The 24,434-nt window shown below is 75.6% G+C and carries 15 protein-coding genes; 3 read left to right on the forward strand and 12 right to left on the reverse strand.

Features of this window, described 5'->3' with window-relative positions:
- Positions 1-731 precede the first annotated feature (731 nt).
- A complete protein-coding gene (locus J2X68_RS36810; RefSeq protein ID WP_310436964.1) occupies positions 732-1,544 on the forward strand; it encodes a sigma factor-like helix-turn-helix DNA-binding protein in 813 nt (270 codons plus the stop codon).
- Between the two features lie 119 nt (positions 1,545-1,663).
- On the opposite strand, the gene J2X68_RS36815 is transcribed toward J2X68_RS36810, so the two are convergent.
- The 8 genes from J2X68_RS36815 to J2X68_RS36850 all read right to left on the reverse strand — a co-directional run bounded on the left by J2X68_RS36815 (position 1,664) and on the right by J2X68_RS36850 (position 11,921).
- On the reverse strand, positions 1,664-1,804 hold the full coding sequence (locus J2X68_RS36815) for a hypothetical protein (protein ID WP_310436965.1): 141 nt from the start codon (positions 1,802-1,804) through the stop codon (positions 1,664-1,666).
- Between the two features lie 15 nt (positions 1,805-1,819).
- The gene (metF, locus tag J2X68_RS36820) at positions 1,820-2,746 is read right to left on the reverse strand and encodes a methylenetetrahydrofolate reductase [NAD(P)H] (RefSeq protein ID WP_310436966.1); all 927 of its coding nucleotides are present in this window, start codon (positions 2,744-2,746) and stop codon (positions 1,820-1,822) included.
- A gap of 766 nt (positions 2,747-3,512) precedes the next feature.
- Positions 3,513-4,334 (reverse strand): AfsR/SARP family transcriptional regulator, encoded by an 822-nt coding sequence (locus tag J2X68_RS36825; protein WP_310436967.1) that lies wholly within the window; start codon positions 4,332-4,334, stop codon positions 3,513-3,515.
- A gap of 350 nt (positions 4,335-4,684) precedes the next feature.
- A complete protein-coding gene (locus tag J2X68_RS36830) occupies positions 4,685-5,521 on the reverse strand; it encodes an AfsR/SARP family transcriptional regulator (protein ID WP_310436968.1) in 837 nt (278 codons plus the stop codon).
- Positions 5,522-5,810: 289 nt separating this feature from the next.
- Positions 5,811-6,539 (reverse strand): ScbR family autoregulator-binding transcription factor, encoded by a 729-nt coding sequence (locus J2X68_RS36835; RefSeq protein WP_310436969.1) that lies wholly within the window; start codon positions 6,537-6,539, stop codon positions 5,811-5,813.
- Positions 6,540-7,537: 998 nt separating this feature from the next.
- Positions 7,538-7,747 carry an acyl-CoA carboxylase epsilon subunit gene (locus J2X68_RS36840; RefSeq protein WP_310436970.1) on the reverse strand — a complete coding sequence of 70 codons (210 nt, stop codon included), beginning with the start codon at positions 7,745-7,747 and terminating at the stop codon, positions 7,538-7,540.
- Between the two features lie 308 nt (positions 7,748-8,055).
- Complete coding sequence (locus J2X68_RS36845; RefSeq protein ID WP_310436971.1) at positions 8,056-9,825, reverse strand: cytochrome bc complex cytochrome b subunit; 1,770 nt, start codon at positions 9,823-9,825, stop codon at positions 8,056-8,058.
- A gap of 530 nt (positions 9,826-10,355) precedes the next feature.
- A complete protein-coding gene (locus J2X68_RS36850) occupies positions 10,356-11,921 on the reverse strand; it encodes an FAD-dependent monooxygenase (RefSeq protein WP_310436972.1) in 1,566 nt (521 codons plus the stop codon).
- 1,299 nt (positions 11,922-13,220) lie between these two features.
- Between J2X68_RS36850 and J2X68_RS36855 the strand changes: the two genes are divergently transcribed.
- Positions 13,221-13,640, forward strand: a complete 420-nt coding sequence (locus J2X68_RS36855; RefSeq protein ID WP_310436973.1) for a hypothetical protein — start codon at positions 13,221-13,223, stop codon at positions 13,638-13,640.
- Between the two features lie 23 nt (positions 13,641-13,663).
- Entirely contained in the window at positions 13,664-13,819 is a 156-nt protein-coding gene (locus J2X68_RS36860) for a hypothetical protein (RefSeq protein WP_310436974.1), read from the forward strand.
- 735 nt (positions 13,820-14,554) lie between these two features.
- On the opposite strand, the gene J2X68_RS36865 is transcribed toward J2X68_RS36860, so the two are convergent.
- The 4 genes from J2X68_RS36865 to J2X68_RS36880 form a co-directional block, all read right to left on the reverse strand.
- Positions 14,555-16,603 (reverse strand): FAD/NAD(P)-binding protein, encoded by a 2,049-nt coding sequence (locus J2X68_RS36865; RefSeq protein WP_310436975.1) that lies wholly within the window; start codon positions 16,601-16,603, stop codon positions 14,555-14,557.
- A gap of 77 nt (positions 16,604-16,680) precedes the next feature.
- A complete protein-coding gene (locus tag J2X68_RS36870) occupies positions 16,681-17,658 on the reverse strand; it encodes a ketoacyl-ACP synthase III (RefSeq protein ID WP_310436976.1) in 978 nt (325 codons plus the stop codon).
- Between the two features lie 2,002 nt (positions 17,659-19,660).
- The gene (locus J2X68_RS36875; RefSeq protein WP_310436977.1) at positions 19,661-20,005 is read right to left on the reverse strand and encodes a hypothetical protein; all 345 of its coding nucleotides are present in this window, start codon (positions 20,003-20,005) and stop codon (positions 19,661-19,663) included.
- 1,134 nt (positions 20,006-21,139) lie between these two features.
- Positions 21,140-21,979, reverse strand: coding sequence for an AfsR/SARP family transcriptional regulator (locus J2X68_RS36880; RefSeq protein WP_310437005.1), 840 nt, complete (start codon positions 21,977-21,979; stop codon positions 21,140-21,142).
- Positions 21,980-24,434: the final 2,455 nt, after the last annotated feature.

The following is a 24,434-nucleotide window of genomic DNA, read 5'->3' on the forward strand; positions in this document are numbered from 1 at the left end:
CAGGCGAAGGTGGGGCGGACGCGTTTGCCGCCGCGCAGGACGTAGCTCTCCAGTTCGGTGACCACGTCGGCGCAGGCGGGGCCGATGGCCGCGGCCTCGTCGCGGCGGGCGGCGAAGAACCGGCGGAGCGCGTCCTCGACGGCCTCCGCGGGACTGGTCCGGGTGCTGTCCATGCCCTCAACTTCCCTGAATCGTCGTCGCAGTCGGACAGCGGCCTTGCGCCGCTGTGGCCGGGGGCCGCCGCTTGCCGGACGGCTGGAGCCCGTCGTGCTGGTCGCGGCCGCCGTCGCACCGGCGCCGTGGCGGGACCCGCCGCCGAAAGGCCTCGCCGCAAGATGCCCGCCGGGCGCGCCGCCCCCTCGTCGCGGGGGGCCGGCCCGGGGGCGCCGTGGCCGCCGGACGCCCCTACCGCCGGGCTGACAGGTCCGTGCGGCCCGTGGGCCTTCGGGTACGGGTCCGAGTATCGGCGCGCGGGCTCGAGGCCCGGTCGAGTTCCGGCGCGGCGCGCCCCGCGCCGCCCGCCGGCGCTGGAACCGCGCTGTAGCCGCACTCGACCTTCCGCCCCGGGCGGGAGTCGGCGGCGCCGGCCGCTCCTAGGATGCGCCGTGAGCCCCTCGCCCCCCGGGGGCGGGCCCGCGCCCGCTGCCGCGCCCCACGGCGTGCCCGCACGCCGGTCGGCGGGCCGGGCGACGGCCGTGTCGCAGTCCCCCCCTTTTTTCCGAGGAGTCCGGGTGAGCAGAGCCGAGGAGTTCGCGAAGCTGCGGCCCCTGCTGTACGCGATCGCCTACCGGATCGTGGGCGACGAGCGGGCGGCCCGCTACGCCGTGCAGGCCTGCCGGCTGCGCTGGACGGCCGCCCCGCAGCGGCCCGTTCCGGCCGAGGACCGTCTGCCGGCCGAGGGCTGTACGTCGGCGGAGGGGCAGCTGGCGGCCGAGGTCGCCCGGATCGCGGTCAGGGCCCTGCACGCGGCGCGCGGGAAGCCGGTGGAGCCGTTCCTCGCCGCCGGCCCGGCGGACCCGGACCGGCCGGCGGACCTGGCGGAGGCGCTGTCGCTGGCGGCGCTGATGGTGCTTCAGCGGCTGTCCCCGCTCGAACGCGCCGTCTTCGTGCTGCGCGAGGCGTTCGGGTGCGGCGATGCGCAGATCGCGGCCGCCCTGGGATGTTCGGTGCCGGCGTGCCGTCAGCTCCTCGCGTCCGTCGCGGTGATCAGCGACGGCGGGCGTGAGCCGCTGCCCTGGCCCAGCTGCGTGGCGGGCGCCGAGAATGTCGCCGCGCTGCTCGCGGCGATCGTCCCGCCGCTGGTGCGGGTCGGCGTCACGGTGCGGTGGTGCCGGGTCGGCGGCCGGCCCGGCTGGGTCCTGCGCGACCGGGGCGGCGCGGTCCTGCACACCCTGCTGCCCGACGTCCGCGACGGCCGGATAGACCGCCTCCACCTGGTCGTCCACCCCGGCCCCGCCGGCCGCCCCGGGCACGACGATCCGGGCCCCGGCGGTCCGGCGGCCCGCCCCCGCGCCTTCCTGCCCGGGAGCGGGCCCGCGTACTGAGCGCCCCGCCGTCACCCGGCGCGCCGGAGCGCGCCGCGCGGCTGCGGGTGCGGTGGCCCCCGCCATGCCGGGCGGAGGCGGCGATCGCGGTGGCGGGGGTGGCGGGGCGGGGTGGTGTGTCAGTCGATGCCGCGTACGAGGTGGGGATCGGCCAGGTCGTCCTCGTCGACGCCGGCGAGCCGCAGCGGCGGGACGGCCGCCGCGACGAGGTCCGCCGTCTCCTGGGGACGGCGGCCGTCCTCCTGCGTGATGTCGTACACCTGGTCCTCCCGCTCTCAGCCGGTCGGTGAAGTGAAGCGGTGCGGCGTCAGGGCGTGCCGGGCGCCGTGCAGGTCCTGTACGGCACGGTGGATCTCCGGCGCCGCCGCGGACCGGTTGAGCGTGATGTAGTGCAGTCCGGGGGCGCCCTCGGCCAGGAGCCGGCCGGCCATGGCGGTGGCGTACTCGACGCCGATGCGGTGCCCCTGGGCCGGGTCGTGCCGCGCGGCGTGCAGGCGGTGGGCCAGGTCCTCGGGGAAGGCGGCGCCGCTGAGTTCGGCGAAGCGGCCGATCTGGCGGGCGTCGGTGGCCGGCATGATCTCCGGGATGATCGGGATGTCACAGCCGGCGGCGGCCACCCGGTCGCGCAGCCGCAGGTAGTCCTCGACGTGGAAGAACATCTGGGTGATGGCGTAGTCGGCGCCGGCCCGGCACTTGGCGACGAAGTGCCGGATGTCGCTGTCCCAGTCGGGCGAGCGCGGATGACGCTCGGGGAACGCCGCGACCCCGATGCTGAAGTCGCCCAGCTCCCGCACCAGGGCGACCAGTTCGCGCGCGTGGGTGAAACCCTCGGGGTGCGCGGTCCACGGCGCGTTCGGGTCGCCGGGCGGGTCGCCGCGCAGGACCAGGACGTCCCGCACGCCGGCGTCGGCGTACTGGCCGATGATGTGACGCAGCTGCGCCACCGAGTGGCCGACCGCGGTGAGATGGGCGACGGGACGCAGCGTCGTCTCGGCCACGATCCGCTTGGTCACCTCGACGGTGCGCTCGCGTGAGGAGCCGCCCGCGCCGTAGGTGACCGAGACGAAGTCCGGTGCCAGCCGCTCGACCTGACGGATCGCCTGCCACAGGTTGCGCATCCCGGCGTCCGTCTTGGGCGGGAAGAACTCGAAGGAGACCGTGGGAACCGCCTTCCGGGCGAGAACCTCACGCAGCCCCGTCACGGCCGGCCCCCGGCGGAGGTGAGGGTGGGCCCCGCGGCGGGCGCGGGGGCGAGCCCTGCGGCGGGTGCCCGGGTGAGCCGCCGGGCGGCGGGCTGTCCGGCCGGGGCGGGGGTGAGTCGCCCGGCCGGGGCGGGGGTGAGCCCTGCGGCGGGGGCGGGGCGGCGTCCGGCCGGGGCAGGGGCAGGACCGGTGGGACCGGCGGGCCCGGGCTGCTGTGCCCGGCCGCTCAGGCGGGGCCGCGGGCTCGCCGCGCCGGATGGCGCACAGGCGGGCGGCGTCCGGTGGCCGGCGGGGGCCGGGGATCCGGTGTGCGGCGCGGGGCGGGCGGTGCGCCCGTGCGGCGCGGGCCGGCCGGGCAGGAGGACGAGCGGGACGTGGCCGGGCGCGCCGGACAGCGGCCGCTGGGCAGGCCGCCGGGGCACGGCCGGTGAGGGGCCGGTGGTGAGGGAGCCGGTCACCGCGATGCGCACAGGAACTCCTTCGGTCGCTCGGGCGCTCCCACGATGCAGGGCGCCGGACGAGACCCGCTCGAAGCGCACCGGAACCAAGCGCCGCGGGCGGACGTCCCCGGCCGTCGCGCACCCGGGCACGGCCCCCGGGGCCGTGCATGACGCGGGACGGCCCGCACCGGTGCGGTGGACGGCCCGGGCGGGGTGCCGGGGGGGGCGCCGAACCGCGGGGCCGCGGGGCCGCGGGGTGGCGGGGTGGCGGGGTGGCGGGGTGGCGGGGTGGCGGGGTGGCGGGGCCGATGGGCCGCTGGGTGGTCCTAGGCGGCGTAGCGGTCGAAGGTGGAGCCGCGGCGGGGTCCCGCGGCCACGTCGAGCGCGGGGTCGACGGCGAGCATCGCCTGATGCATGCGCTGCAGTTGCGGCGAGGGCTCCACCCCGAGCTCCTCGATCAGGCGGGTGCGCACCCTGCGGTAGACGTCCAGGGCGGAGGCCTGCCGCCCGGACCGGTACAGGGTCAGCATCGCCTGGGCATGCAGTCCCTCGTGGTGGGGATGACGGGCGATCAGGTCGGTGAGCTCGGCGAGCAGTTCGCTGTGCCGGCCGAGCCGCAGATCGGCGTCGATGCGCCGCTCGACGGTCACCAGGCGGGACTCCTGCAGCCGCATGGCCTCGATCTCCAGGACCGGCCCGAGTCTCACGTCCACCAGCGCGGGTCCCCGCCACAGGGCCAGGGCCTGCCGGAAGCAGCGGGCGGCCCGTTCGTCCTCCCCCCGGTCGAACGCCTCCTGCCCTTCGGCGACGAGCCGCTCGTAGACGTTCACGTCCACCGCCTCCGGCGGGACCCGCAGCAGGTATCCGCCGTGTCCGGTGGCCAGGACGTTCTTCTCCGCGCCCGGCGTACCGGGGCCGAGTGCGGCGCCGATGCGGCGGCGCAGCTGCATGATGTAGGTCTGCAGTGTCGTCATCGCGCTCTGCGGCAGGTCGGCCCTCCACACCTCCTCCATCAGCGTCGAGACCGGCATGACGCGGCCGGAGTACAGCGCGAGCAGCGCGAACACCTGCCGGGGCTTCCCCGCGGTCGGGACGATCGACTCCCCGTTCACTGCGGCGCACAGCGGCCCCAGAACCTGAATCTCCATGACTTCCTCCGATCGTCGCCAGCCCCATGGCGGAAAATCGTCAGGGCACTGGCACGCTAGCCAGGCCCATGCGGAGGTGCAGGTTCCTGTAGTGGTATTCGAGCGGGGCTCAGCGGGGAGCCGGACAATGGCAAAGAAGAGCACCGGGGAAGCGAAAGCGGAGGCAAAGTCTCCTGTATCCGGGAGAGCGCCGGGAATTTCCCCGCCGCGGCTCGAGAACGGCTTCACCCGCGCTGGATCACGGCTCGCGTCCCGCCGATAGACGATCCGCGGGAACTCTCCGGGAACGAAAAGCGGCGCGGCAGTAAGCGGAATGCCGCATAGTGCCGCGCCGGGGCCGGAGGCCGGGTTCAGCTGCTGCGCACCAGGCGTCCGTGACGGCCGCCGGCCGCCCGGGCGGGCCCGGTCTCGGGGCCGGCCATGAGGATCATCTGCTGCACCCGGCGCAGCGCGGCGGACGGTTCGAGGCCCAGTTCGCGCACGAGGGTCGTCCGGATGCGCCGGTAGGCCTCCAGGGCCTCGCCGCGCCGCCCGGAGCGGTGCAGGGCCAGCATGTACTGCCCGTGCAGGTTCTCGTGGGTGGGATAGCGGTTGACCAGGACGGTGAGTTCGACGAGCAGGTCACGGTGGCGGCCCAGCCGCAGTTCCGCCTCGATGCGCTGGTCCAGTGCGCACAGCCGCATCTCCTCCAGGCGCCTGGCCTCCATCTCGAGCTGCGGGCCGGCCTGCACGTCGGCGAACGCGGGGCCGGTCCACAGGGCCAGCGCCTCCCCCAGGTGCCGTGCCGCACCCTGGAAGTCGCCGTCGCGCATCGCCCGGTACCCGACCCCCGTCAGGCGCTCCAGCTCCCGCACGTCCAGGGTGCCGCCGGCGCTGTCGAGCAGATAGCCGCCGGGCGCGGTGACCAGGACGTCCTTGGCGGTCCTGGCCGCGCCGTCGTCCTGCTGCCCCTTGCCCAGGGCGGCCGTGATGAGCTCGCGCAGCTGGAGCACGTAGGTCTGCAGGATGGTGCGGGCGGTGCGCGGCGGGCGGTCGCCCCACAGTTCCTCGGTCAGCGACGCCACGGGCACCACCCGGCCGGCGTGGAGCGCGAGCAGGGCGAGCAACTGCCTCGGTTTCGGTGCGGTGGGCATCACCGCGGCACCGTTCAGCGTGATCTCTAATGTGCCCATGAGCCGGATGTTCACGTGATCTCCCCCAGTCTCGTGCCCAAGTGCTCCGGTTTTCTTGCGAGCATCGACAGACGGCACCCCGGGAAACTAGCACTGCAAAAAAACAGGGCGACCGGTCTGTTGCTATTAAAGCACACACCTGTACCCATCGCTTAATGATTCATACACGCAAATACCGTGAGCAGCAAAAATGCATTTATCCGGTGCGGTCGGCGGATCTCAATGGTTTCTCGCACCGCATCGGGAGTGCCGGGCAGGGAAACCGCTTGCCCGGACTGGCGCCATAAAGAAACCGTCTGGTCGGCTATGCGGGGAGATCGGTCGGCGCGGGCGGCTGCCGCGGCGGGGCACTCCCGGGCGGGGCGGTCCGGGGCGGGGCACTCCCGGGCGGGGCGGTCCGGGGCGGGGCTGTCGGGGGCGGGGCGGAGCCGGCGCAGAGCAGCCGGTCCAGGCAGTGCGCGGCGGCCAGCCGCGGCAGCAGCAGTTCCCAGAAGCGGGTGATGTGGTGCGCGGACAGCCAGCGGGCGTCGGTGCTGCCGAGCACCTGGAAGCCGGTGGTCGCCGCGACGACGGCGCGGGCGGCGTCCGCGGCGCGCACCCCTTCGGCGAGAGCGCCGCCGTGCTCGGCCTCGCGCAGGCTCTCCTCGATCCAGTGCTGCCATTCCCGGCGCGGCGGGGAGTCGGCGCGGCGCGCGAGGTCCCCGGCGAGTCCGAAGCCCGCGCAGGCCACCGCGTCCTGGGCCAGGTGGTGCATCAGGGCGTGGGTGGCGTCCACCACCGTCTGCAGGACGTCGCCGGGCCGGCTGCGCGCCGCGCGGGTGATGCCGCGCACCGCTTCGGCGGCCTGCGCCTCCACCGCTTCGGCGAGCGCTCTTTTGTGGGGGAAGTGGAAGTGGAGCGCCCCGCTGCTGACGCCGGCCCGCTCGCTGACGGCCCGCAGCGAGGCGTGCGCGAAGCCCTCCTCGGCGAACACCTCCGCCGCGGCCTGGATCAGCGCCCGCCGGGTGCGCAGGGCACGCCCCTGACCGTCCATGTGCCGCCTCCTGCGCTCCGGGTCCCCGCGCGTGCGTCGGCCGCGCGGCTGATGCGGGGGTGTACGGGGGTGCGGGGGGGCCGCGGGGCGCTTGCGGGAGAGCGGGCGGGCGTGCCGGCGCGCAACACCCGCCTCGGGCAGGCGCGTTCCGGCCTGGCGGCTCCCGGGCCTGACCGAGCCCGCCCGGTCCGCCACCGCCCTGTTCGCCTACTGCGGCCGACCCACAGCTCGCCCTGGCCCGACAGCCAGAACTCGCCGGGCTTGCGGGTCTGCGCCTCGGGTCTCGGGCTTGCGGGTTCCCTGCTCGGGTCTCCGGCTCAGGTCTCCGGGTTTCCGGTCGCCTTGCGGGTCCCGGGCCTCCCGTCCCGGCTCGCGGATTGCGGCCTCGCGGGTCCCGCCCCGGGGTTCCCGCATCGCGGGTCCGGCCCTGCGGATCCCGGCCGGGCCGACCACGTCCTCGACCCGGCCGCGCCCGGCCGCACGGCTGCACCGGGCTGCACCGGGCTGCACCGGGCTGCACCGGGGGCTGTGCGGTACGGATGCGTCGGCCCGGTCCTTCCCTGCCCCTGCCCTGCCCTGCCGTGCCGTGCCGTGCCGTGTCCGTTCGTCCGCCGCCGTCAGGTCCGGTCGGCAGCCGGGCTGCGCGTGAGCCGTGAGCGCGCCTCGTCCGGCGCGTGGTCCCCGGGGTGGACGGCCTCGGCGATCCGACGGCACCCGGCGGGCCGTTGCCCGCAGGAGCCGCCCGGCACAGGGCACGGCGCGGCGTTGCGCCGTGGATGCCGGACGGGGATGCGGAAGGTGTCGCGGGGGTGTCCGGACCGGGCCGCCTTGCCGCTCACTTCCGCCGTCCGGCAGCCCGGTCCGCTCCCGCGCCGACGCTCCCCCGGCGCGCGCCCGGCCCGCCGTGGCCCGGGCCGGCCCGGTCCCCGGGGGCGTGAGCGGCCCGTGCCGGACCGCTCATGCGGCCGGGTGCGGAAAGGCCGGCAGGCCCTCCCCCGTCACCTCCAGCTGTGCGGGGACTGGTAGGAGGGGTTCCTCTCCCAGCGCTTCCAGCGCGCGGCACGGTACGGCTCGCCGTCCGGCTGGCGTTCGCCGCCGCGTTCGGCGGCCAGCGCGACCAGCGTGACGGCGAGCGCGGCGAGTTCCTCCGCGCTCGCCCGCCCCCGCTCGATCCTGAACAGGCCGGCCGCGTCTTCGGTACCGCTCATCAACGCCTCCCTCGTCTCCGGCTCAGCGTCCGCCACCCGGCTCGAGGAAGGCTCGGGACCGTCTCGACGGACGGGCACCGGACCAGGCGCTCCCGGGCACAGGGCGCAGGCAGGGCACCACGGTGTTCGGGGGGCGGCCGGGCGCGGGCCGCGGGAAGCCCGCCGGCTCCCGCCTGCGGGGGCCTCGGAGCCGGGCGGGGAGCCCGCGCAGTTCACGTGCCGCCGGAACGGACCGGTGGCGCGGGGCGGCGGAACGGGGGCGGGGGCGGCGCGGGCGGTCTGTCCCCGGAGCCGGCGGCGCCGTCGGGTCAGTGTGCTTCCTGGTCCGGTTCACGGTCCTGGAGCAGGGCCTGCCGGGTTTCCGGGTGCCCGTTCGCGGAGCCGTGCCCGCCGTCGGGGCCGTGCCCGTTCGCGGGGTGGTGTCCGTTCGCGGGGTGGTGTCCGTCGGCGGAGTGGTCGAGGTGTTCCAGGGCCTGCCGCATCTCCTGCGGGGTCGGGGCGGGGACCTGTCCGGCGTGCAGCCAGTGGCTGAGCCGGTGGCGCAGCATCTCCTTGCGGGCCCGGGGGTTGCTCACGCCGTCGTGTTCCGCGACGGGGGCCGGCAGCGGTTCGCGGATCTCCCGGGACAGCAGCGTGTACTGCCGTCCGCGGTCGAGACGGGCGTGGACCTCGACGAACTCGCCGTGCGGCAGTCTCCTGATCTTTCCGGTCTCGCGGCCGTGCAGGAGGGCGTCGCGGTCGCGCAGTTGCAGGCCCAGGCAGATCCGGCGGGTGATGACGTAGGTCAGTGCCGGGACGAGGAAGAACCCGATCCGTACCGCCCAGGTGATCTGGTTGAGGGACAGATGGAAGCGCTCGGCCAGGATGTCGTTGGCGCCGCCGAACAGCAGCACCAGATACAGCGCGACGAAGGCGCAGCCGAACGCGGTGCGGGTGGGATGGTCGCGCGGCCGGTCCAGGAGGTGGTGTTCCTCCTTGTCGCCGGTGACCCAGGCTTCCAGGAAAGGCCACAGGGCGAGCACGAGCATCATCAGCGTGGGCAGGACCACGGCGGGTATCAGGACGCCGAAGCTGACGGTGTAGCCGCCGGGGACGGTCCACTCCCAGGCGGGCATGGCGCGCAGGGAGCCTTCGAGGAAGCCCATGTACCAGTCGGGCTGGGAGCCCTGGGAGATCTGGTCGGAGCGGTAGGGGCCGTAGGTCCACACGGGGTTGATCTGGGCGATGCCCGCCAGCAGCGCGAGGACTCCGGAGACCAGGAAGAAGAAGCCGCCGGCCTTGGCCGTGTAGTGCGGCATCAGGGGCTGGCCGACGACGTTGTCCTCGGTGCGGCCCGGGCCGCGGAACTGGGTGTGCTTGTGGTAGAAGACCAGGATCAGGTGAAGGACCGTCAGGGCCAGCATGACGCCCGGGATCAGCAGGATGTGCAGGCTGTAGAACCGGGGCACGATGTCGGTGCCGGGATACTCCCCGCCGAACAGGAACAGCGTCGCGTAGGTGCCGACCAGCGGGATGGCGAGGGTGACGCCCTCGGCGATGCGCAGGCCGGTGCCCGAGAGCAGGTCGTCGGGCAGTGAGTACCCGATGAAGCCCTCCAGGATGACCAGGACGAGGATCACGAAGCCGATCAGCCAGTTGACCTCGCGCGGCTTGCGGAACGAGCCGGTGAGGAAGTGGCGCAGCGTGTGCGCGCAGAGCGCGGCGATCATGATCAGGGCGGCCCAGTGGTGCAGCTGGCGGATGAACAGGCCGCCGCGGACCTCGAAGCTGATCTCGACGGTGGAGGCGTAGGCCTGCGACATCGGGATGCCCTGGAGCGGGACGTAGGGGCCGTGGTAGACGGTCTCTGCCATGCTCGGCTCGAAGAACAGGGTGAGCCAGGTCCCGGTGAGGATGAGGATGATGAAGCTGTAGAGCGCGATCTCGCCGAACATGAACGACCAGTGCTCGGGGAAGACCTTGCGGGCCAGGAATCCGAAGTTGTAGATCCCCAGCCGGCCGTCGGCCCAGTCGGCGACCCGTTCGCCCCTGGGTGCTTCGGTCCGTCCGCCGGGTGCCGCCTCCTCGGTCGTGCTCATACCCGCGCGCCCTCCTGTCGCTGCCCGGCTGTCACCGGCATGCCTGGTCCGGCCGCCGGGCGGCCGGTGGCGGGAGCGGCCCGCCGCGGCGCAGGCGGGCCCGTGCCCTGGAGCGCTTCGCACGCTATCCACGCGCGCGCCGGGCGGACAACCGGGCTCGAGCCATCCTCAAGCCGGAACAAGGCTGCTACGAGGGCGAGTTGGGGACACGGCCCGGAAGCCCTCGGTCACCGGCGAGGGCAGCTCACCGTGTGCTGCTGGGGTGTGGGGGCCGGTGTTGGTGTCGGTGTCGGGGGTGTGCGCGTGCTGCGGGTGTGCGGACGCTGCGGGTGCGGACGTTGCGGGCGCTGTGGGCTGTGGGTGCTGTGGGCCGGTCAAGCGGGCGGGCGCGTGGGGGTGGCTGCTCTGCTCCGGTGGTGCGTGGAGCGCGGGAGGTGCGGGGCGGGCGAAGGGGCGCGGGCGCGAGGCCCCGGCGGGTGCGGGGGGGTGCCGGGGGTGTGCGGCTGAGAGGGGGCCGGCCGGTGCCGGGGTCACGGCCGGTTCCGTTCGCCGGCGGGGGCGGTGGCGGGCGGGACTGCGGGCCGTGCCGGTGCGGAACCGGCCGGCCCGGCGGCGGTCACGGACCCGGCACCGGTGGCGCCGGCTGTGGGGGTGGGGGGTGTGTCGGGTGCGGTGGGGCGGCGTGGTCGCGTCCGCGGGCCGTGGGTGAGGCTGGGCGGGTCCGGGGCGGGTGCGCGCGGGGTGCGCAGGGCGGCACGCAGGGCGGCGGGGCGCAGGGCGGCGGCGGGCGGGGCGGCCGTCTGGTGCCGCAGGAGCAGGAGGGTCGCCGCGTGGGGGTCGGTGGTCGCGGCGGCCGCGATGCGGGCCGTGTGGCGGCGGGCGAGCCGGGTGCGCAGGCCTGGCGGCCGGGCGGGGTCCGGTGGTGCGGTGTGCGGGACGGCGGTGCTGGCCTGCCAGGCCGGGGCGATGCGGTGGGCCAGGGCGCGGCGCAGCCGGTGGCCGAGGCCGACGGCGGTTCCGTGGGCGGTGAGCAGGTGGTCCAGGACCAGGGCGCACTGCACGGCGAGGGCCATGCCGTGGCCGGGGGCCGGGGGGAGGTCGGCGAGGGCGTCGCCGACGACGAGGAACTGGTCGGGCCAGCGGCGCAGTTTCTCGTAGTGGTGCCAGCGGTTGGCGGTGCGGGCGCTGCCGTAGACCGGGCCGAGCGGTGTGGCGGCCTCGAGGAGGTCGTGCAGCAGGGGGTGGGGCAGGCTGCGCGCGGCTCGCAGCAGGCCCGCGTGGTCGGTGGGCGGCGCGGTGCCGTCGGCGCAGCCGATCGAGACCGACCAGCGGCCGCCTTCGACGGGGTCGAGGGTGCCCTGGCGGGGGTTGCCGGGCGAGGCCATGAGCAGCAGGCTCTTCCAGTCGGCGACATGGCCGACGGGGGGTGTGAACACGGCGCCGGCGCGGGTGGTGGCCGTCGTGGCGGTGGTGCAGGGGGGTGGGGGGTAGCCGAGTTCGGCCAGCCAGCGGAGGGCGTGTGAGCCGCGTCCGGAGGCGTCCACGACGAAGTCGGCGCGGATCAGGCGCCGGGGCGTCCAGCCGCCGCGGGCCTGCCGGTCCCGGCCGCGCACCCAGACGCCGGTGACGGTGTCGTTGCCGCCCGCCTGCAGGGCGACGGCCTCGTGTCCGGTCAGGAAGGCGGTTCGGGGGTCGGCGCGCAGCCGGTCGCGGACGACGGAGTCGGTCAGGTCGCGGCCGGCGCTGAGGATCGACAGGCCCGAGTCGAAGCGGGGCAGCCAGCCGCCGGGGCCGAGCACCAGCATGTCCGCGGGCATGCGGACGCGGACCGCTCCGGCGCGGGTGAGGTCGGCGACGATGCCGGGGAAGAGCTGCTCCAGGCCGTGCTGGGCGGGGGTGGTGAGGCTGTGGGTGTGGCGGGCCTGGGGCAGGCCCCGGCGGCGCCCGGGTCCGCGGGCGAGACGGTCGCGTTCGATGACGGTGACCCGGTCCATGAAGTTGGCCAGGGCCCGCGCCGCGGTGAGCCCGGCGAGACCGGCGCCGATCACGACCGCGTGGCCGTGGCCGCCGGGGTGGAGGGGTGCGTGGGGATTCAAGTCGGCTGCCCTCCCTGTGCGTTGTGTTTGCATCATGCGGTGCGCGGCCGTCCGCGGGCAGGGCGTGTTCCGGCCGCACCGACAGAGCCGGCGCCGCCGCACCCGCACGGCAGGCGGCCCGCCGCCCGGGGCCGCGCGGGCGACGTCCCTGGTGGAGCCGGTAGGCGGGCCCGGCGCCCGGCCGGGTGCGGCTGCGGCGGACGGCAGCGGCCGGCGCCGGCCGCCGGGCCGGGGGTTCGAGCCGGTATCGAGCGATGCACGAGCCGGACCCGGGCGGACGTCGAGCACGGGGGGGCGACGGGGCCGCGGGCGCGGGGCTGCGGGGGCTGGGGGTGGCGGGGGCTGCGAGGACGGGGCGCGGGAACCTGGTGGCAGGGGTGCCCGGGCCGGAGACGGGAGTGAGGACCGCCGGGAGCCAAGAGCCGGGCCGGGCAACGGAATTGGGGCCGGGGGCCGGAGGCGAGGCCGGGGCCGGGGCCGCGTCCAGGGGGCCGGGGGCCGGAGCCGAGGCCGGGGGCCGGGGGCCGGGGGCCGGGGGCCGGGGGCCGGAAGTGAGGGTCGAGTCCGGGAGGCCGGGGGCCGGAAGCGGGGGTCGAGTCCGGGAGGCCGGGGGCCGGGGGCCGGAGTCAGGGCCGGGTCGGGGTCGGGGTCGGGGTCGGGCGGGTCTGGAGTTCCCCTTTAGGCGCGATCCATTGCGCATGGGGCGCGTTGACACCCTCATTTGGCCCGTGGAAGTCTCCCGGTGCACCCATAGTCACGTCTGGGCAGCAACGGGGGGTCGGAACGCACAAGGCGTGCTTTGTCCGCTGACGCATCAGGGCCGGTATTCACCAGGACCGGTATTCATCAGGGCCGGATCCGCACCTTTTCCGCCGGGTTTTCCGGGGAACGCACCGGTCCGGGCCGGCGGGTCGTCACTGCGGCGCCCGTCCGTCACCCCGGTACGGATTCCTGTACGGGGTGCGGCGGCAGCGGCCCTTTCCCTCTTTTCCCAGGGTCACCGATCCGACATCGCACGCAGCGCTCAGCGCGGGGATATTGCCGTGACCCGTGCGGGCTGCCGGGTGAGCCACCTCACGGAGGAGATTCATGGAGTTTCACGCATGCCCCAAAGTCCACAGCCAGGAACTCCGTGCGGCCGCCGGGTCCGTCCTCTGTGTCCCGTGCGTCAGGCAGGTGGAGTGCGGTCTGCGTACGCTTCCCGGGCTCTACCGGGAGAGCCTGCACAGCATCTCCCCGGTGTCGCGGCGGCCGAGCCGGACGAAGGTGTCCGGGAGCCGCAGCGGGGACCAGCTGAACATGTCGGCGCTCGACACCCGGCAGAACATCCTCGCCGTTTTGGAGTCCTGGGCGGGATTCGTCGCCGAGAAGCTCGGGAAATCCGCCCCGCACGGGTCGGTTCCGCAGCTGGCACGGTTTTTGCTGCTCCATCTGGGATGGCTCACGGCGCAGCCGGCGGCCGCTGATTTCGCGGACGAGATCGAGGGTCTGCGGGCGGAACTGCTGTGCACGGTGGATCCCGGGCCCGGTGATTTCCGCGCCCTCGTCACGGCATGCGTGGTGGACGGCTGCCCGGGGACGATCAGCACCTCGGCGCCCGGCGCCGGGAATACGGGGAGAGGCCGTATCGGGTGCTCGTCGGGGCATACCTGGGAGATGCATGAGTGGATCATGCTGCGGCCGCTCGTGGAGCGGCGGCAGCAGGCGGTCAGCGCATGACCCGGCCGCCGCGTCACCGGCTCGTGCCCACGAATGTGGCCGCTCTGGCGGCGGGCGTGACCGAGGCGACCATCCGCAAGTGGGTGAGCCGCGGGAAGATCACCCGCTATGGCACGCCCGGCCGTTCGGAGTTCGACATCGACGAGCTCACGCAGATCGCGTTGCGCCGCCGCCCCTGACTCCGTCACCGCCCCCAGGGATGCAGGCGCGCCCGCGGCCGGCCACGACCGCTGCCCGGCTCGCGGCACGAGGACGCGCCCCGTTCCGCGCGCCAGGCGGCGGCACCCGGGCGGCATGGATCGCCGTCCCCGGGCGCACGCCCGTGCCCGGCAGACGCCTGTCCGCGGCAGACGTCCGTCCTCCGCAGGCCGCGCCCGGACCCGGGCCCGCACCCGCGGCTGCCCGGACGGCCCGTACGGCACCTGTTCCTGTCCTGGGCGGCGTCCAGTTCTGGGCGGCCGCCTGCGCCGGAGCCGTGCCGAAGCCGGGGCTGACGCGGGCGCCGGCCCGGGCCCGGGTACGAAGACGGCCGCCAAGGCGTGCTGCTTCCACGGCAGTTGATGCTCCTCCGGGGCCCCGGTCCGGTGACGCGCCGGGATGCCCGGTGTGACGCCGGGCAGGGCCCGCGGCCGTCCACCCCGGGGCCGCCCGCCGTCGGACACGTGTGACGGCGCGCCCTCGGACGCCCGCGACCCGGAGCCGCCGGCCGGATCCGTGGCCGGGCCGGGCGGGTCCCGGGCTGGTGCGGGGTGCAGCGGGTCCGCTCCCCCGGCCGCGGCCTGTCGGGTCCGCTCCCCCGGGCCGGGGCCTGTCGGGTCCGCTCCCCCGGGCCGGGGCTGCGGCCGGGGCGGGGCCGGTGGGCGTGTGTGCGGCTGGTGCCCGGGCGGCCGGGGCCGGGGCGGGGTGAGGGGGTGTCAGCGGGCCGGGGTGAGTCCTTGGTGCGGGGTGGGGGCCTGTCCGCCGGGTGGGGTGGTGCCGGGGGCGGCGTGGTGTTCCGGGCCGGTGCCGGGCGTGGTGTCGGCGGTGCAGGCGAGTGCGGCGCGGGCGATGGCGTCGGAGTCGGTGAGGGTGACGGAGTTGACGCCGGGCCGGATGCCCGCGGCCGTCACCCAGTGCACGGACTCGGTGGGCACGCCGAAGGCGAACCGGCGCGGGTGGGGCCGTCCGGCGGCGTCGATGAGGCGGAACGGCCGTGTGGTGACGGCCAGTCCGTCGCTCTGGTAGGCGTCGGTGCGGCGGGTGCGGATGCGGTAGGCGGTGCACTGGCCGGTGGCCAGCAGGTGGCGCAGGAGCGGGTCGCCGGTGCGGCTGAGGGTGATGTCGGGCAGGCGTGCCTCGACGAGGGCGTCCACCCGCAGGGCCGAGCCGGGGACCAGCGGTGAGCTGACGATGTACCCGGCGCGCCCGCTGCCGGCGCCGCTGCCGGTACCGCTGCCGGTGTCGATGGCGACCTGTACCTGCGGTCCGACGACGTGCAGGACGCCGGCTTCGATCAGCGCGATCATCTCCTCGACGCGCCGGGCCGGGGGTCCGATGGACAGGTAGGCGTTGAGCGGGGTGTACCAGTGGTCGAGGTGGGTGCGGTAGGAGTCGCCGTGCAGGCCGCCGTGGTCGACGGCGAGGCGGATTTCGTTGCGCAGGTCGCGCAGGACGTCCAGGGCGGCTTTGCGGGGGCCGCTGACGTTGCCGCAGTGGGCTTCGGCGACGTCCTCGCGCAGGTGGTCCAGGAGCCAGCCGGTGAAGTCGTCGGGGCCGGTGAACTCGCGGTCGCGGTAGGGGCGGGCGATCAGTTCCCAGTCCCAGCGGTCCTTCTCGCCGATGCCGTAGGCGGCGATGACGGCGTCGGTGTGCCGCTGGTGGGGGCCGGCCGCGAGGTAGTCGTCCTGGAAGCGCTGTGCCTGCAGGGTGTATCCGCGTGAGGTGAGCAGCGTGCGGTAGTAGACGGTCTCGACCTCGCGGGCGATCAGCGGCCACAGCTGGTCCTTGAAGTCCAGGCCGGTGCTGTCGTGGGTGCGGCGCAGCCGGGCGATGCGCTCGGCGGTCAGCAGGAGGGGTTCGTGGCGGCCGTGGGGGCCTTTCTCGTTCTCGCCGCGGGCCTGGTAGGGGATGCCGCGCCGGGAGGCGGCGTGGATGCGCGGTTCGCGTCCGCAGGGGTGGTAGACGAGGCGGCCGCTGACGCGGGCGAAGGTGCCGCCGCGGCCGGCGGTGAGCTGGGCGAGGTAGTCGAAGAAGTTCAGGCCGAGGCCGCGCAGCAGCACGGCCGTGCCGGGGGGCAGGACGTCCAGGTCGACGTCGGCGGGGTTGGCGGGCGCGATGTGCAGCAGGCCTGCCCGGCGGGCCCGGGCGGCGAAGTCGTGTGCGGCGGCGTCCGCGCGGGCCGGGAGGTGTCCCTGGCACAGGATCACCGCGTCCAGGCCTTCCAGGACGGTGCCGTCGCTGAGGGTCACCCGCTGCAGGGTGGGGTCCTCGGCGCCCGGGTCGTCGTCGAGGGCGACGGCGAGGTGGGGGTGGAGGCTGACGGTCACCGCGGCGGGGGCGCCGCCGGTGACGTGCTGGTAGGCCCAGCGCAGGTAGCGGCCGTAGAAGGCGCGGGTGGGGTAGGTGTCGGGGCCCAGGCTGCGGGCTTCGGCGAGGGCCTGGGCGGGGTGGTGGCCGCCGACCTCGCCGGCGGCCAGGGCGACGGCCCACTCGTGCAGGCTCGGTCCGGGCTCCAGGGGGCCGCGCAGGTCCACGCTGGCGTCGGTGAACACCGAGATCTGTCCGGCGACGGTGTTCATCAGCAGGTGCGGGGACTGGTCGGTGCGCCACACCTTGCCGGGGCCGGGCGGGTAGGGGTCGACGACATGGATGTGGACGGTGCTGTCCTGGGGCTGCGAGCGGAAGTTGGCGCACAGCCGCTCGAGAACCGACAGTCCGCGCGGGCCGGCGCCGATCACGCACACAGAGCGATGTCTCGTTGTCATGTTTCCTGTTTCTGCCGAGGTCGAGCAACAGAGCGAGGGCTGCCGGGCGCAGGGCTGCGGGGGCTCCTGGGGCCCCGTCACCACTCGAGAAGCGCGAAGCCCGCCGCCATGCCGCCGCCGAAACCGGCCAGCAGCACCAGTTCGCCCGGGCGCAGGGCGCCGGCGCGGGCGGCCTCGTCCAGGGTGAGGGGGACGGAGGCGGCGCCGGTGTTGCCGTAGCGGGTCAGCGTCAGGTGCATGGTGGCGCGCGACAGGGCCAGTTCGGCGAAGACGGTGTCGAGCATGACGCCGTTGGCCTGGTGCGGGACGAAGTGGGCGATGTCGTCGGGGGCGACGCCGGCTTCGTGCAGGAACTGCTTGACCAGCTGCGGCAGGCGGTCCTCGACGAAGCGGCGCACCCCGCGCCCGTCCATGCGGAAGTACTGCTTGCCGGCCCGCAGGGCCTCCTCGTCCAGGGGCAGCAGGCTGCCGCCGCCGGGGACCTGGATCAGTTCGGAGAACTCGCCGAACGTGTGCAGCTCCAGGTGGCGCAGGCGGGCGCCGCGGCCGGTGCGGCCCACGACCATCGCGCCGGCGCCGTCGCCGAACAGCACGACCGTGCGGCGGTCGGCGGGGTCGAGGATGCGGGAGTACAGGTCGGCGCCGATGACCAGGGCGTGGCCGCCGCGCCGGGCCAGGACGCCCTCGACGGCGCTGAGCGCGAACAGCTCGCCGGAGCAGACCGCGTTGACGTCGAAGGCGGCCGCCCCCGACGCGCCGAGCAGGTGCTGCACGCGGGCGGCGGTGGGCGGCTGCGGCCGGTCCGGGGTGGAGGTGGCGACCACGATCACCGACAGCTGCCCGGCACTGATCCCGGCCGACTCCAGCGCGGCCCGGCCCGCCGCCGCCGCCAGATCGGAGGTCGCCTGGCCGCCGGCGGCCCAGCGCCGCTCCCGGATCGCCGTCTTGGCGGTGATCCAGGCGTCGTCGACCCCCGCCCCCGCACCGGCCTCGTCGTTGGAGACGACCCGGTCCGGCACAAAGGCACCGGTGCCGAGAATCCCTGTATCGGTCATGCTCCTGCCCTCCCCTCACGTGGTGGTGCGCTGACTGACGTGCTCACTGATCGGCTCGCGTGCCGACTCATCGACGTGCGTGCCGGCGTGCCGGCTCGCGGACGTACTGACGTGCGTGCCGAGGCGCCGGCTCGCTGACCTGCTGACGTGCGTGCCGGCGTGCCGGCTCGCTGACGTACTGACGTGCGTGCCGAGGCGCCGGCTCGCTGACGTGCTGACGTGCGTGCCGAGGTGCCGGCTCGCTGACGTGCGTGCCGGCTGGCTGGCCTGCTGGCTGGCTTGCCGGCTGGCTTGCCGGCTGGCTCACCGGACGGCTCCCTGGTTTGCCGGCTGTGCGAGTGGCCGGCGGGTGTGCGGCCGTGGCCGGCCGGCGGGCGGACGGCGCCCCGGGAGGGCCGGTCCCTTGCCGGTCCGGGGCTCGGGACAGCGGCGGTGCCCGCCGCCGCGACCGGGCGGGCGGGCGGCCGAGCGGGCGCGTGCCGGGGGGCCGCGTGCCGGGCGGCGGCGGGCGGACACGTGGCCGCGCGCAGGGATGCTGTGGGACCGACCGAGTGCAGAGGTGCGGTGGGCCGGGCCGCTCCGGCGCGGGCAGGTGCCGAACCGGGCGCGGGCACGCCGGACGGGCGTCTGCGCCCGCTGCCATGCCCCTACCGTGCCGGGGCCGTTGCGGTACCGGGGCCGCTCCGCCGCTGTGCGGGGCTTCGTGCCGCCGCTGTGCGGGGCTTCGTGCCGGGCGGGTGCGGGCCGCGGGCTGACGGGTGGTGCGAGTACGCGGGTACACGGGTAACGGCCGGGCGTGGTTCGGACTGCTTCCGCGGCCCGCGCCGTCGGTTCTCACGGCTCGCCGGTCCGTGTCCGGCCCCGGCGGGTCCCGGGCGGCCATGGCGTGCAGGCACACGCCGCCCCCCGGTGATCGGGGGTGAGGCCGCAGCAGCCAGGTCGGCCGGGCCGGGTTGGCGGGCGCCCGCGACCGGCGGCGAAAACCCCCGGAGCCGAAGGCACCGCCCCGGGGGCCCGGGTTGACGCCCCGTCACCGGGATACGGCGGCGCCGGGGGCCGGGGGCAGCCGCCCGAGGTGGTGCTCCCACCGTCCCGCCCGTCATCAGGGCCGCCGTGCCAGGCGGACGGCATCGGGGCATGCCCGGCGGCGACTGCGACAGGTGCCCGGCGCGGAGCCGAACTGTGCAGTGCAGGCTTCGCCACTGCTGAACTCCTGCCGTTGCTGGGCAAGTTCGTCTGCGAGGAGCGCCGTGGCGCGCGCACGGTGCCCCCCTCTTCCCGCCGGGTGTGCAGCAGGCGCCGCACCCGGCGGTTGCGGCGTCGTGCCGTGACCGCCCCCAGGAGCCACACCGTGCCGGGGCCCCGGGTGAACCGGGGGGCGGTGCGCGGCAGGCGAGCAGCCGTCAGCGCAGCTGCCGGCCAGGGAAGTCGGCGCTCTGCACGGCGGCGCAGCCGCACCCGCGGCCACGGCCGGGACGGTTTGCCCGGCTCCGGGGGTGGGGCTGGCGATGTGCGTGCTGAAGTCCGCAGCCGGTGGCAGGAGTTGCTGCCCGCACCGGCTGCCGGGCAGCCGTCGCGCCACGGGATGCGGGCGGGGTCGGAAAACGAGAGGGAACGCTGCCCTGCGGGGGCTGGGGCGCGGGCCTCGCCGGGGGAACGCGGCGGATGCGGTACCCGGCCGGACCGTAACGGCTTTCGGGCAGGGGTAGCGCCCGGGAATAGTGACACGGGTGGCGTCCTCACGCCAAGAGCCCCTCGGAGTGACGCAGGTCACCCAGGCCGCGCCCACGGCGTACCCAGGGACAACGGCAGCGTGCGGCACAAGCGGCGACACCGACGGTGTGCGCTCCGCCCCGGGCGGGGCGGACACGGACCGCGAAGTGAGGCTGCGTCAACTGCCGTCAGACCGGAGCCTTCTCCCCTTCCCCGGGGGCTGTCCCGGGGGGGGCGGCTCGGATGCCTGCCGTCAGGCAGCCGCCGATGGGAGCCGGCCGCCGCCGCTTCATGGGCGGCATCCGGGGCCGCGTCGCCCGGCCTGGAGTCCGCCCTCCGTCAGCTGCACGACGAACACGGCTGCCGCGACGCGGACTTCGGCGGCAGCGCGCAGCGCCGGGGGCGTATCGGTCGGCCTGCACGGGCTGTGCGGGGTGGTGATGTGACGCAGGGCGGACGGAAGCAGGGTGACCAGGCCGAGCAGGCCGTACACGGCCGCGGTCGGACGGCGCTGGCGCCGGGCGCACCGGCCCCGTACGGCGAAGCGGACTTCCCCGGAGACGACAGCACGTCGGTCCTGGCCCGCAGCGGTGGACGCGAGGATGCCCCGGGGGCCGGGGTCCAGGCCCGACACAGGCCGGAAGGATCCGTCCAGGAACGGGAGATGGAGCCGGGCGGCGGGTGCGCGGGGGAGCCCGTCCGGGCGGTGCTACGCAGGGCTGCGAAGGTCCTGCGGCAGGGGCGAGTACGGGAGGCCGGCAGGCGGGCGCGGCCCCGCCGAGGCCGGAGTCGCCGGAAAACCGGACAAGGGGCACCGGACAGGCGCGACCGTGGCAGGAGCCGGCCCTGCGGGAGGGCCGGCAGCTCCGTCCGGCGGCACGCTCGGCCGCGGCCGCGAGCGCGGCTACGCCGTGCGGCTGCGGCTGCGGCTGCGGCTGCGGCTGCGGCTGCGGCTGCGGCTGCGGCTGCGGCTGCGGCTGCGGCTGCGGCTGCGGCTGCGGCTGCACGGCGTAGCGCGGCACGGCGGCGCCAGGAGTCTGTCGTGCCGCCGCGCCGGCGGCCGCCCGCCGGCACCGTGGATCCCGGCGCCTGGCAGACGTGCACTGCATCCCGGGCCCGGGCCGTCGTCTCGGGACCGGTCGAGACGGCCGAGCGGGCCCGACGCGAGCCGGCCGACCCCGGTCGGCTCCGCGGACGGTGCCGCCCGCATCGCCCCGGCCCGGGCCGCCCCGGGCCGTTCCCGGCGGCCGCCTCACGACGGTGCCGGGCACCCGCGACCCGCGACCCGCGACCCGCGACCCGCGACGAGCCTGAACCCGAAGCCTCAGGCACGTCCGGCTGCCCCCTGGGCCGGCGTGGAAAACAACATCGCACCCCGCACGCCCGGCGCACCCCGTGGGTCCGGTGCATCCGGTGCACCCCGTGGGTGCGGTGCATCCGGTGGGTGCGGTGGGTGCGGTGGGTGTGGTGGGTGTGGTGGGTGCGGTGGGTGTGGTGGGTGCGGTGGGTCCGGTGGGTCCGGTGGGTCCGGTGGGTCCGGTGGGTGCGGCAGCAGAGAAGCGGGCTGTCGGGCCCTGTCCGCCCCGGGGCCCGACAGTCCGTCCGCCTCCGGGCGGGGCGGCGGTCGTGCCGCGTGCGGGAGGCGGGCAGGCCTGCCGCCCGGCCCGGCGCGGGAGACGGCCGGAGCGGCCGGTCCCGGCCGGGCCGGGCCAGCGGGTGGTGGATACGGCTGACGGGTGGCTGGCGGTCGCGCGTGGGTGGTGGCGGGTCAGTGGGTGCGGGCGACCAGGCGGCGTTCACCCGCGTCCGATGACGCGCCCGCCCCGGCGGGGTGGACTTCCGTGCGTGCCATCAGGATCGAACGCTGCAGACGGCTCAGCGCCTCCGACGGCTCCAGGCCCAGTTCGGACACGAGCGTCGCCCGCAGCCGCTGGTAGACGTCCAGTGCCTCGCTGCGCCGCCCCGAGCGGTGCAGCGCCAGCATGAACTGGCCGTGCACGCTCTCATGCATGCGGTACCGGTTGACCATCACCGTCAGCTCCGGCAGGAGTTCGCGGTGGCGGCCCAGCCGCAGGTCGGCCTCGATGCGCTGGTCCAGTGCGCACAGCCGCGCCTCCTCCAGGCGGCGCACCTCCATCTCGATCCGCGTGCCCGCCTGCACATCCGCCAGCGCGGGCCCCTTCCACAGCGACAGCGCGTCCGCCAGCAGCCGCGCCGCGCCCGTATGGTCCTCCGCGTCCATCGCCCGGTAGCCCGCGCCCGCACGCCGCTCGAACTCGCGGTAGTCCACTCGTCCCGACCGCACGACGAGCCGGTACCCGCCGGGAACCGTGGCCAGGACGTCCTTGGCCGTGTACTGCTCCTGCCCGCCCTGCGCCAGCGCCCCCGCGATCAGCTCGCGCAGCTGCAGCACATACGTCTGCAGCGTCGTACGCGCACTGCGCGGCGGCACCACTCCCCACAGTTCCTCCACCAGTGCCGCAACCGGCACTATCTGACCGGCGTTCAGCGCCAGCAGCGCCAGCACCTGCCTCGGTTTCGGGGCCGTCGGCACCACCGACACCCCGTTCTCACGGACCGACAACGCACCCAGCACTTCGATGTCCACAAACTCCCCCATGAGTCCAGGCCACAGACCGCAGCTCCCGGGCAACACAACTACCGCCGCCAAGGGGCCCGGTGCTCTGTTTGTCACTCGAACCCCCCGATAAAAAAACAGCACAGTCGGTCTGTCAATCTTGGACGGTGACCACCCTGCCTCGAGGACGGTATTCGGCCAGCTATATATCAAACTGACGTTCACTCAACCGTGCCCCGGCCAGGAGAAACCGCAGGGCGAGGGGGAAGTTCCGATTCCATGACGCACAGAGCAGCGAAAACAAGAAGCCATTGGAAGTCCGGATCGGAGCGGCCGGAAACATGCGCGTCACCGGCCCGCACCCAGTCCCTGAAGAGGGGGCCGGCGGCACTTCTCGCAGCGGGATCCGGATCCGGCCACGGCACAGCCCCGCGTCCCGCCGAAAGATACCCGCCGGTCTGTTGTCCGCGATCACCGCCCGACATGCCGGACACCCCCGCCACACAGCACGGCCGGCCCCACAGAAAACGGAACCGCCAACCCGGCACACAGGGCACCCCCACACCGCAGCCCACCCGGGACAGGGACAGAAACAGGGGCAGAAACAGGGGTAGGAACAGGGGTAGAAACAGGGGCAGGGACAGCAGGGACAGGGGCAGGGACAGGGACGACAGCCTCCCCGGCCCGCAGGCGCGGACTCCAGGGCCGCCGCCCGCCGCTCCTGCCCGCACCCGGATGCCCGGTAGGGGCAGCACACACCCCGCAAGGCGGCACGACAACGGCACCATCTGACACGGCACCGCCCCACCACCACCGCACCCGGCAGCCCCTCACCCCGGCCCCCGGCCCCCGGCCCCCAGCCTCCCGGTCCCGGCCCCCGGCCCCCGGCCCCCAGCCTCCCGGTCCCGGCCCCCGGCCCCCGGCCCCCGGCTCCGGCAACGCACCCTCCCCCCTCCGGTACCGGGCCCGGGCACCGCCGCCCCCGCCCGCATGCACCACGCATGCCGCCCCGGGCGCACCATCCGGCACCGGTGACGAACCACGCGTCCCGCAACGGGGCGGGCATGCAGGCGGCCGTCCGGCATACGGCAACTCCCCCACCGCACACGGGCGCACCACACCCCCAGGCACCGCAGCCCGCCCGCACAGGCAGGTCAGGCAGGTCAGGCAGGTCAGGCAGGTCAGGCAGGTCAGGCAGGTCACCATCCCGGCACCGGGCAGCGCGCTCGAACCGGTGCGCTGCGCGCCGCGTGTCATGCCCGACGCACCCGCCGCCCTGCCCGGCCCAGAGACGGCCCGTGCAGGACCGGGCAGGCCGGCGCCGCCGCCTCCCGCTCCCCTCCCCCACCGGACACAGCACTGGCCCCCGCCGGGCGCAGCCCTGCCCTGTTCCCAGCACGCAGCGCCGTCAACTCCCCCAGCACGCATGCCGGTCCACTCCCCCGGCGGCGCGGCCAGGTCCCCCTCCTGTCAGGTCCTCCGCCTGGCCGGACGAACACAGGGAGGACGGTGCCGGACGAACACGGGGAGGACGGTGCCGGACGACTTCGGGGAGGACGGTGCCGGACGACTTCGGTGTGTCCGATGTGCCGGACCGAGGCCCTGCCTGCGGACGCCGGCGTGCAGGGACAGCCGCCGTCCCGGCCCCCGTCACAGCCCGGCGCGGCACGGTGAGCGCGGCAGGTGGGGCGCGTGAGAAAGGCGGCCGGACGCAGGGCGACCGAGGGGCCTGCGGCACGTCCGCCCCCGCGCACCCGCCCTGCCTCGCCGAGTCCTGCCGCCCCGCATCCTGCCGGGCTGAGCCGGGGCCGCCCTCCGCCCTGCCGGGTCCCGCCGGACCGAGCACGGGCACGCCCACGGGCCAAGCCGCGCCGCACCACCGGGGCCGGACACGGCCACGGGCCAAGCCGCGCCGGACCACCGGGGCCAGGCACGGCCACGGGCCAAGCCGCGCCGGACCACCGGGCCAGGCACGGCCACGGGCCAAGCCGCGCCTGGCCACCGGGCCGGACACAAGCCGCGCCTGGCCACCGGGCCGGACACAAGCCGCGCCCGGACCGGCCGGACCGGACGCGGACGCGGGCACGGACGCGGGCACCACGGGCGGTGCACGGCTTCGCGTGCGCCCGGCGCCGGGCTCCCGCATGCGCCCGGCGCGGCGGCGGATTTTTTTCCCGGCGGCCGCCGGGGCGCTGCGCCGCGGGCGGGCCCGGGTCCGGGTTCTCGCCCTTGTCTTTCCCGGCTTTTGAGGACCCGGCCCGTAACATCGCTCAAGAATGGCTCTGCAATCGCTTGAGGTACGGCAGAACACCTCTCCCGCGGCACGGACCGGGCCGGCCGGCCCGGTGCACGGCCGGCCCGCGCGGTCCGTAAGACCCGCAGCTCCAGCACTCCTCGCGGTTCAACGGATGATCACTTGAAAATCCGGGAATACATCACTCCATTTACCGTGCGGGCGGAGCTGCCCCTTCCCGGTGGAAAGTAA

The sequence above is a fragment of the Streptomyces sp. 3330 genome, from assembly GCF_031456635.1.
Lineage (GTDB): Bacteria > Actinomycetota > Actinomycetes > Streptomycetales > Streptomycetaceae > Streptomyces.